Below are 9,824 nucleotides of genomic sequence, written 5' to 3' on the forward strand. Positions count from 1 at the left end.
TATTTACTCTAAGGCTGCTCTATGAAATTAAAAAGTTTAGACCGTACAGCATTGCTGATCGTTGATTTACAAGCTGATATTTTTACAGGAGGAGCAATCAAGGTTGTGGGTGCAGCAGAAGCTCTCCCCAAAGCTCAACAAGTTTTAGCTGTAGCACGACGTATTAAGCTCCCAATTATCCATACTAAAGAAGTGCATCGGAAAGAGATGGTGGACTTTGGGCGAGAGTTAGATGGCACAGAACCTGTTCATTGTTTAGAAACTTGGTCAGGAACAAATTTTCATTCTTCCTTAGCTCCCTTGGATGGAGAATTTACCATTACTAAACGCCGTTACAGTTGTTTTTATGCCACTGACTTAGAGATTTTGTTGAAGGGATTGAAGGTTGAAACTTTGATTATTATTGGTGCGCTGACGAATGTTTGCGTTCATTACACTGCCGTTGATGCTCATCAGCATGATTACCGTTTTCATGTAATTGAAGACTGTTGCATTGGTGCAGACTGGGAGGCGCATGAGGCAGCACTTAAAGCAATGGCGTATTTGCAAAGTCAGTCCCGAATTACCCTCAATGACTTTCTGACTGCTACAGAATGTCTAGCACAACCTACCTGAGATTGTCTTATGTTGACTCCCCAGTCCCTTCTAGACCAACAACGACAGAGTTCGCTCGGAGAACCCAAGTTAGTTGTCCGTAATTTATCAAAAGTGTTTCAGCAAAAGCGCAAATCTCTAAGCGTGCTGGAGCAGATTAATTTGCATCTTTTTCCGAACGAGTTTGTTTGTCTCGTCGGGGCTTCGGGATGTGGGAAGTCAACTCTGCTGAATATCATTGCTGGACTGAGTAAACCGACAGCAGGGGAAGTATTAGTCGATGGTGAAGTGATTTACGGGCCTGGTTCTGACCGAGGCATGGTTTTCCAAAGTTATACCCTTTACCCCTGGCTCACGGTTGCTCAAAATATTGGTTTTGGACTACAACTTCAGAAAATGCCTTCGTCTGAACGGAAGCAGCACATTGCTTATTACTTGGAAATGATTGGCTTGTCCAAGTTTGCCCATGCTTACCCGAAACAACTCTCAGGAGGAATGAAACAACGGGTTGCTATTGCGCGTGCTTTGGCAACTGAACCGGAAGTGTTATTAATGGATGAACCGTTTGGAGCGTTGGATGCTCAAACAAAGGAACAGTTGCAGGAATTTTTGTTAGATTTATGGGAAAAAACGAAGATTACAGTTTTGATGGTTACTCACGATATTGAGGAAGCAGTTTTTCTGTCTCAACGCATTTATGTCTTAGGAAATCATCCAGGAAGGATGAAAGATGAAGTGGCGGTTAATTTACCTCTCCAAAGAGATATTGATATTAAGTTAACCCCTGAATTTATTGAGCTAAAAAGACAGGTTGTGCAAACGCTTCGTTAATGCCAAAGATGAAACAATATCTTCAAAATTATTTACAAACAACCGATTTAGAATCAACCTTTTTAGATGCTAAGTATTATACCGATCCAGAGCTACTTCCTCAAGAAATTCAAGGGATTTTTCGGCGGACTTGGCTTTATGTAGGAGATGCAGCCAACTTATCAACACCAGAAATGGTTTGGGTAACAAAAGTTGCTGGGTGTAGTATCCTCATAGTTCGAGATAGCAATAGCACTCTTAAGGCTTTTCACAATGTCTGTCCCCATCGTGCTTCTTTGTTAGTTACTCAACCGGGAATTCATTCTCTCGAGCAGTTAGTCTGTCCTTATCACGCTTGGGTTTATAACTTAGACGGGGAGTTAAAGGGAACACCTGCAAAAAATCGCTTTCCTGCTCATTTTTGCTACAAAGATTTTCCTTTAAAAACGATTCAGTGTGAAGAATGGTTAGGATTTATTTTTGTTTGCTTTAGTGAAAAAACAACTCCTTTGTTGGAGTATTTAGGGGAAATTCCTGGCAGCCTTAAAGAGCATCGTACTGAATCCACTCAACTACTGGTCAAAAAACATTATTCAGTAGCTTGTAACTGGAAAAATTATCACGATAATACCCTTTGTGATTATCATGTCCCTGTAGTTCATCCTCATACCCTCAATCCTCTTCAAGGTTCGGTGCGCTACTACGAGCATTCCTTTGATGAGTATGTGAACTTGCTTTATACACCGACGACGAAGGAGTGGCGATCGCATAATCCCGTTTTAGACCATCTTCGCGATCGCGCCCGCTTAGGATTCTTCACTTATGGTATTTTTCCTAACCTGCATTTAGTAGCTTTACCGAATGGAGTATTAGCTTGGATTCGCATCGATCCGGTGACTGTCGAGACTTGTCAAGTCAATCTAGAAATTTACGGTATCCCTGGATTTAGCCCTCTGGCAATGGAGTTAGAAAGAGATTTTGAAGCTTTTATGCGAGAAGATATAGCAATTACAGAAGGGGTACAAAAGGGGTACGCTAGTGGTGCTTATACCGCTGGTATTGCTAACGAACTTGAAGGACGTATTCTTCACCAGCAAAGGTTAATTCGTCGCTTTTTGAAGTCTTGTTGAACGGTTGTCGCTAGTTTAGATCCCCGATTTCTTAGAGAAGGCGGGGATCTCGCTCTTCAGTTGCCAGATTCCTCTCCTGCTCCCAGCTTATCCTGCCTTACCCAAATCCAGTACCTTCCCCCCAGACGTATTCACCTGAACATTGAGTTCTCGAATGCGACGAGACAGGAGGCGAATAATATTGACGGCAATTCCGGGGGTTTCGTCAATGGCGTCGTAGAGTTGCAACTGATTGAGCATCAGACATTCGCATTTTTCGATGGTGGTGATTGACGCCGAACGGGGTTCAGAATCAAACAACGACATTTCACCAAAGCACTTGCCAACTGAAAAATGTGCCAAGTCGCGATCGCCAATGTGAACGCGCACCACCCCAGAAACAATAATGTAAAGCGCTCGCCCCTCTTGTCCTTCTGTAAAAATGGTGTGATTGGCGGGAAAAGATAGCTCATCCATCACAGAAGCTAGCCGCACTAAAAAATCATCCCGCAGTTCTTGAAAAATCGGGACGCCCCTGACAAATAATAGGCGTTCAACGCTGGTTAACATCTTTTAAAAATCACTAGTCATTAAATTATTAGTCCTTAGTCAGTTGTTGACGCTTCATGAGTAGTACCCCTGATTAATTTCACCCTTCATCCTTGTTTTAGGTCGGATTGGGTGTAGGATAACCCAACTCTCCCATTATTTCTTTCACTTGCGCGGCAACCAATCGATCGGGGTCGTCTTTTAACTCCGGTAAGAGTTCGCTACAAGTACGGGGGCTAGCGACTTTTAGGTAAGCCAGCACAGCTTCGCGTACAAAGCCAGTGGGATGGCGCAAGCATACTAGGGTTGATTCAGGACTCAGACCCCACCGTAGCGACCTAGCGACATGGAAACAGCACGCCAACGACCAATCTGAAAGAAAATGGCGAAAATCTAACAATCGTCGCAAGCGATCGCTGGGCGTCATCGCTTGATACGGCACCATATCAGCGAGATGTTCTAAGCGTTCTGCGGGAGGACGGCGGTCTAGTACCCCTAATAATGCCCGCTTTCGAGGAATATCTAGAGTATTATCCAATATTTCCAACCCCAACGCGATACTAGAGCGAGACTCTGACTCTAAATTGAACGCCGCCGCTTGAATCGCCCCAGGTTTGTAGAGAAACTTCATCAGCAAAAAGCAACGCTCCATGATATCCGCTTGCAAATCCTGCAAGGCGCGTCGCAGCAAGTCCGCCTCTGAACCCGGCACCTGTTCTGGCGTCAAGTCCACGATTGCCGCCAAAACTTGACCTAAAAACAGCATCTCCTGTTCAATCAACATCTCCACACCACTGCGACCTAAACGATCCAGCACACCCTCAATGCCAATATCTTCCGGGATCTTCAGCAAAATTCGCAGGATGTTGCGGCGGGCTGTTCCCCAACTAGTGATCAATTGCTGTACCAGCTCATTCAACGCTGCCGGGGTGTGAACCTGAGCTAATCCTCCCCAGGCTTGCAGCCTCACCAAGTCAGGTTGACGCGCATCTTCTGACAGCTCCCGCAGCAATGGCAACGCCTCATCCCCTAACCGCACCAAGGCATTTCTCGCCGCCTCGCGGGTTGATTTGAAATACAGCCCCCGCACCAGCGCAGGATAGTATTCCTCTAAACGTGTCGAAGCAATCACCTCTAGCAAGGCACACCGCACCCGCAAAGACTCATCCTGCAAAAGGTTCGGCACATAAAGCCGCAGTGCCTGCAAATAATCTGCCTCCCCCAACGCCCGTGTCCCCATCACCCGTTCGCGTTCCCTTTTGTGGGTAAGCATTCGCCGCAGGGTATTCGTTGCTTCTGCCTTTTCGTTCGGTGTCCCGTGTCGCAAAATCAGAGCAGCGGCAGTTCCCCGCACAATCGGGTCAACCCCAGAATGTAAGTAAGGCTTAATGGTGCGAATATCCGGTTCTTTTTGAGTCAGCCAGAGATATCGCAGCGCTAGGGCAAGAACTTCCGGGGGAGGTTTGCGCTCAATTAGTGCCTGCACCTCATCGAGATGAACCGAGTTGGGGTGTTCTAGCATTGCTTCTAGACTCTGACGCTGCAATGCCGGAGATAACTGGAGCAGTAACGGCGCAAGGCAGTCCCCAACCCTAGTGGGGTTCATTTGGGACAAAAGCTGAATACAAGAGCGTTTGTCTGCCTCGGTTCCCTGTTGCTCTAACGCTTCGGCAATTGCTCGCTTAAAAGCACCCAAATCGACATCAGAAAAACCTAAGCGTCCTTGTTCTGCACTCTGAACCAGCAAGTTTACATAACTAGAGCGCAATAACCAACCACAGATCAGCCAGCTAACAGAACAGATAACAATCAGAAAGACAAAAATTCTCCCCTGCCACTGCACTAAAACTTGCTCTGGCTGATTGGGGAAAGCCTCATGGATGAGCCAGATAATTGCTAGGAGGCTTGCCCCTGTTGTACCAGTCGTCAGGGGTTCAGCAATACCCTGCACTAACCCTTGAGTGGAGTTGCGAATAGATTCCGGCAGGGGCTGAAACAAGACAGGCTCAATGCCTGCAATCAGGGTATAGCGCAGCAGTTCGTCGAGAAACTTCAGTAAAACCAGACCAATGAAGAAAAAGCCCAGCCCTCCAGCCAGGGTGAGGACGCCTAAGAAGGACAAGCAGGCGGGCAATACCATCGCCGCGACAAATACACCGAAGCGGTCAATTACCCGGCTGGAGATAAACCACTGTGTTGCTAGTTCAAACAGTCCGACAAAGCCGCTAAATAAGCCGAGAAAGCTGGCAATTTCTGCGGTTTCCAAATACTGCTCTAACTGACCGAGATATTGAAATTCAATCAGTAAATACAGTGCTTCTGCCAAGATAAAGAAGCCAAATAACGGGGCGATGTAGCGTCGTAGCGGCCCCGTCGCACGTTTCGAGGCGAAATCTGGCTGCATATCCTCCCAATCTCGCACGGGGGAGTCGGGAAAGGCTTGTTGGTAGCGCTGAGTGAGATAAAACAGCACCCCAGCACCCAGCAGCATCATTAAGGAGGCAACGACAATGACGTTGTTAAGCCCGACGAGGAACAACAACAACGGCAAGGAAAAGCCGGAAATGACATCGGCAACTAAAACCCCGCTAGAGATGAGGGGATAGGTGCGTTTAATTTCCCGAATGTTGAAGAGTTGATTGGCAGAAACTTGGCTGTTGAGGTCGTTGAGGATTTCTACCGCATCCATCCACAACCGCAACAGAAATACTGTTGCTAGAGCAACGACGCCTTCAAAGTAAGGTACCTCAAGTCCAATCCGAAAGACCAGGATTGGCAGGGTGGCCAGCAGCGCAATAATCAGCAAAACGCTCCGCATGGGCAGAGTTCTCTCAAGCCAGGAGTACAAGACTCCTAGCCCTGATCCCATGAAGGCGCTAGCAATATAAATGGCTGGCAGCCACTTAGTCCCATACTGTTCTAAAAACAGTGCGATCGCACCATACTCCAACCACAGCAGCCCGATGGAAGTGGTGGTATAGAAAGCGAACATTAGTAACGTTCGTTCGCCTTCTTCTGGGCGAAGATTTACCCATTGCTGGAGTTTTCTGACCCAGTCACCCTTAACACGAGCGCGAGTTTGCAGTTTCATGACGAATGTTTGTCAGTTGTCAGTTGTCCCTTGTCAATTGTCCGATATGCCAATGACAAACGATTCTTTAACGGGTGACAAAGGACTCTTGACTAATGACAAAGCTTATGTTTATTTTTTCGGAGATAGCAGCATCATCATGTTGCGACCTTCTCGTTTGGGATATTGCTGCACTTCTGCGATCCCTTCTAAGTCGGTAGCCATCCGCTTGAGCAAATCCTCCGCCAAGTCGCTGTGCTGAATTTCTCTACCTCGGAAGGTAACTGTGGCTTTCACCTTATCTCCCGATTTGATAAATCGCTCGGCTTGACTGACGCGCACTTGGTAGTCGTGCTCTTCAATTTTGTAGCGCATCTTCACTTCTTTGACATCAGCGGTATGCTGCTTTTTCCGGTCTTCTCTAGCTTTCTTCTCCTGTTCAAATTTATACTTGCCATAGTTCATAATCCGGCAAACAGGCGGATCGGCCTTGTCACTCACCAAGACGAGATCCAGCTCTTTTGTCTCGGCGATGCGTAGAGCATCTTCCGGTGACATGATCCCGAGTTGGGAGCCGTCAGTATCGATAGCACGAATCTTGGGATAGCGAATTCTTTCGTTGATTTGGGGTAGATCGCGTTGGCGTCTTTTGTCAGTCACAGGCGTCTGCTTAATGTGGATAGTTTAGTTAGAGTAAGTTGGCAAGCAACAAAATTGATTTTACTTGCCATTTTACTGAGTCTGATCAAATTTCTGTCTACGTTGTTAATGTAACTTTCTAAATCGTTGAGGTGGGTAGTTATTACCGCCCTAGGGGAAGAGTAATTTTTTAGGAGTCTATTGGCGGTTGTCGGACGACTGAGTCAGGGTTACACCCGTTTAAAGCTTTAAATAACTGCATCTTAGGGCATGATGGGGGAAGTTAAATCCCGAAGAAATTATTAGAATAAGTACCAGACTTTGTAAACGTTTTTTAAGTTGAGGCTCTTCGTGACGACTCTAGTGCCGTGGCAGCAGCGAGTTGGCAGACAACGCGATTGGGTTTGGCGAGGTTGGCAGACGCGTTACACCTATTTTCGTAATGCTCAAACGGCTGTACAAGGGTCAACCCCGGTGATTTTACTACACGGGTTTGGAGCCTCCATTGGTCACTGGCGTCAAAACCTTGAGGTGCTAGGAGAACATCATACCGTTTATGCCCTCGATATGCTGGGATTTGGCGCATCTCGTAAGGCACGAGTGGACTACAACATCAATCTCTGGGTGCAGCAGGTTTACGAGTTTTGGCAAACCTTTATCCAACAGCCCGTTGTACTGGTGGGTAACTCCATTGGCTCTTTGGTTTGTCTTGCTATTGCTGATGCCCATCCTGAGATGGTTAAAGGCGTGGCAATGATGAGTTTGCCCGATTTTGGAGCCAGAGAAGAGGCAATTCCCTCTTGGCTGTTACCTGTGGTGACAACCCTAGAAAAAGCGATCGCCTCCCCCCTGTTGATCACAACTCTGTTCAAGATCGTTCGTCGCCCTGCTTTTGTACGCCGTTGGGCAGCGATCGCCTACGCCAATCCGACATCGATTACCGATGAGTTAGTGGAGATCTTAGCTGAACCGGCTCAGGATCGAGGGGCAGCAGTTACCTTCTGCGCCTTGTTTCAGGCAATGACCAGTGCTCAATTTAGCCCTTCCCTTAAGAAAATACTGCCAACATTAGATATCCCTATGCTGCTCATTTGGGGACGACAAGACCGGATGGTTCCGGCAAATCTGGCTCAGCAGTTTACCGCGCTCAATGCTCATCTGGAGTTAGTAGAACTCGATAATGCGGGTCATTGTCCCCACGATGAATGTCCAGAAACCGTTAATCGAATTCTTTTAGACTGGCTGGCGGCAAATTGTCATCATCCAGTGACTTCTGAAATTACCCGATTTTCCACTGCAACTTAATCATTGATTGCCCTACGGTGTTCACACATCTCTTACCAGGATGCACAACGTTATTTGATCCCCCTGACATCCCCCTTAAAAGGATACTGGGACATGTCCGGTTCCTGGGAGTCAGGAAGTCATCACGACGGGGGACTCTGTGACTCCAGTCCCTGCTTCTTCAAGGGGGTTAGGGAGATCTCAATGATGCGAAGCCATCTGGTCAGTGTGTATACACCTTAACCCTTGTAATTGGGGAGGGGTGGAGGTGTATAAGAATTCTCTTGGGGATGAGATTGTCAACAGTCTCACCCGTAGAAAAAACGTTTAACCGATAGTTACCTGGTTCGTTTCAACACTAGTTGCCCCAGAAACTCCTTTAGCAACACTTACCATCTTGTTAAGCATTTGTTGATTAGGAACCTTTCCCTTTAAAACGACTGTGCCGCCAGTTTGAGCAACGTAGAGCGTCTCAACATCATCCAGCTCTGAGTCTTCATCGAAGGCGAGGGCAACTCGCTTTGCCAAACCGCTTTGGTCGTACTCGCCATTTAAGCCCATGCGCTCTGGGGGAACTGATTGAGCTTGAGCACCACCGCCAGTAGCCGCCGTTGATTGAGGAGCTGCGGCTTGAGGAGCAGGCTGGGGATTAACCTGAGCTTTGTTGGGCTTATTCATCTTGAACAGTCTTTGTAACCAACCCATAGTGATTTTCTCCGTTTAAATTGGGTTTTCCCCTAACATTATGGAGAAACTGGGTAATGAACATATCTACCGAGCAAAGGATTTGGTGTTTAGCCACTAACTCTTGTGGCAGAGCAGTAGAGTGTTTTGGAGGAAGAATTTGAGTGAAAACTTAAGAGTTTTCGGATTCAGGCTAGAGGGGGGTAAGATTAAAGATTAAACAACGATTGAATGGGTTAACGACCCCCAAGACATCCTCTAAAAAGAGTGTGTTACTTGTGGGTTGTGTGACGCCTGCGTAGCGCCTCTATTTTCAGTAATGAAGCATACTCTTTCCGTTCTTGTCGAAGATGAAGCCGGGGTCTTAACCCGGATTGCTGGCTTGTTTGCCCGTCGCGGTTTCAACATTGAAAGTCTTGCAGTTGGCCCGGCTGAAACAGTCGGGATCTCTCGAATTACGATGGTGGTTCCTGGAGATGAGTGCACCATTGAACAACTTACCAAGCAACTCTATAAGCTCGTCAATGTGCTAAAAGTCCAAGACATCACTACTACGCCTTGTGTAGAGCGGGAGTTGATGCTGATTAAGGTTAATGCCAGCAGTTCAACCCGTCCTGAAATTATCGAACTCGCGCAAGTGTTTCGGGCACGAGTTGTAGATATCGGTGAAGATACCCTCACATTAGAAGTAGTGGGCGATCCCGGCAAACTGGTGGCAATTGTCCAGCTATTGAACAAGTTTGGACTGCGGGAAATTGCTCGGACTGGGAAAATTGCCCTAATTCGCGAGTCGGGCGTCAATACCGAGTATCTCAAATCCCTGGAAGCGAAGGTGTGAAGACGGAGTCCTGAGTCCTGAGTGCTGAGTGGGGGAGGAAGTATGAAGTATGAAGGGTGAAGTATGAAGGGTGAATTCGGTTATTGGTTCTCTTACTCTCCCCTGCACCCCTGCTCCCCTGCTCCCCTGCTCCCCTGCACCCCTGCACCCCCGCTCCCCTGCACCCCTGCTCCCCCGCTCCCCCGCTCCCCCGCCTCACAGGTGTAGGTTTTTTACAAAAGAGAGAAGGGCAAAAGTGGAGGAGGGA

The 9,824-nt window shown here is 47.4% G+C and carries 9 protein-coding genes; 5 read left to right on the plus strand and 4 right to left on the minus strand.

Annotation, left to right across the window (positions count from 1 at the left end; all coding sequences use genetic code 11):
* Positions 1-21: 21 nt before the first annotated feature.
* The 3 genes from AC5JR3_RS08080 to AC5JR3_RS08090 are packed head-to-tail and all read left to right on the plus strand — an operon-like array spanning position 22 to position 2,534.
* Positions 22-615 (plus strand): cysteine hydrolase family protein, encoded by a 594-nt coding sequence (locus tag AC5JR3_RS08080; RefSeq protein WP_495844731.1) that lies wholly within the window; start codon positions 22-24, stop codon positions 613-615.
* A gap of 9 nt (positions 616-624) precedes the next feature.
* Complete coding sequence (locus AC5JR3_RS08085) at positions 625-1,425, plus strand: ABC transporter ATP-binding protein (RefSeq protein ID WP_495844733.1); 801 nt, start codon at positions 625-627, stop codon at positions 1,423-1,425.
* A gap of 8 nt (positions 1,426-1,433) precedes the next feature.
* Entirely contained in the window at positions 1,434-2,534 is a 1,101-nt protein-coding gene (locus AC5JR3_RS08090) for an aromatic ring-hydroxylating oxygenase subunit alpha (protein ID WP_495844736.1), read from the plus strand.
* An 87-nt stretch (positions 2,535-2,621) separates the two neighbouring features.
* Here AC5JR3_RS08090 and AC5JR3_RS08095 read toward each other — a convergent pair whose 3' ends face one another.
* The 3 genes from AC5JR3_RS08095 to infC all read right to left on the minus strand — a co-directional run bounded on the left by AC5JR3_RS08095 (position 2,622) and on the right by infC (position 6,807).
* Positions 2,622-3,083: a Crp/Fnr family transcriptional regulator gene (locus AC5JR3_RS08095; RefSeq protein ID WP_495844737.1), complete on the minus strand. Its 462-nt coding sequence runs from the start codon at positions 3,081-3,083 to the stop codon at positions 2,622-2,624.
* A gap of 97 nt (positions 3,084-3,180) precedes the next feature.
* Positions 3,181-6,153: an MFS transporter gene (locus AC5JR3_RS08100; RefSeq protein WP_495844738.1), complete on the minus strand. Its 2,973-nt coding sequence runs from the start codon at positions 6,151-6,153 to the stop codon at positions 3,181-3,183.
* A 111-nt stretch (positions 6,154-6,264) separates the two neighbouring features.
* The gene (infC, locus tag AC5JR3_RS08105; protein WP_495844771.1) at positions 6,265-6,807 is read right to left on the minus strand and encodes a translation initiation factor IF-3; all 543 of its coding nucleotides are present in this window, start codon (positions 6,805-6,807) and stop codon (positions 6,265-6,267) included.
* 315 nt (positions 6,808-7,122) lie between these two features.
* On the opposite strand from infC, the gene AC5JR3_RS08110 reads away from it, so the two are divergent.
* The gene (locus AC5JR3_RS08110) at positions 7,123-8,076 is read left to right on the plus strand and encodes an alpha/beta fold hydrolase (protein WP_495844739.1); all 954 of its coding nucleotides are present in this window, start codon (positions 7,123-7,125) and stop codon (positions 8,074-8,076) included.
* Between the two features lie 306 nt (positions 8,077-8,382).
* Here AC5JR3_RS08110 and AC5JR3_RS08115 read toward each other — a convergent pair whose 3' ends face one another.
* Positions 8,383-8,760: a BON domain-containing protein gene (locus AC5JR3_RS08115; protein ID WP_495844741.1), complete on the minus strand. Its 378-nt coding sequence runs from the start codon at positions 8,758-8,760 to the stop codon at positions 8,383-8,385.
* A gap of 298 nt (positions 8,761-9,058) precedes the next feature.
* Between AC5JR3_RS08115 and ilvN the strand changes: the two genes are divergently transcribed.
* Complete coding sequence (gene ilvN, locus AC5JR3_RS08120; protein ID WP_495844743.1) at positions 9,059-9,577, plus strand: acetolactate synthase small subunit; 519 nt, start codon at positions 9,059-9,061, stop codon at positions 9,575-9,577.
* The last annotated feature ends 247 nt before the right edge of the window (positions 9,578-9,824 follow it).

This window comes from Kastovskya adunca (genome assembly GCF_059505785.1).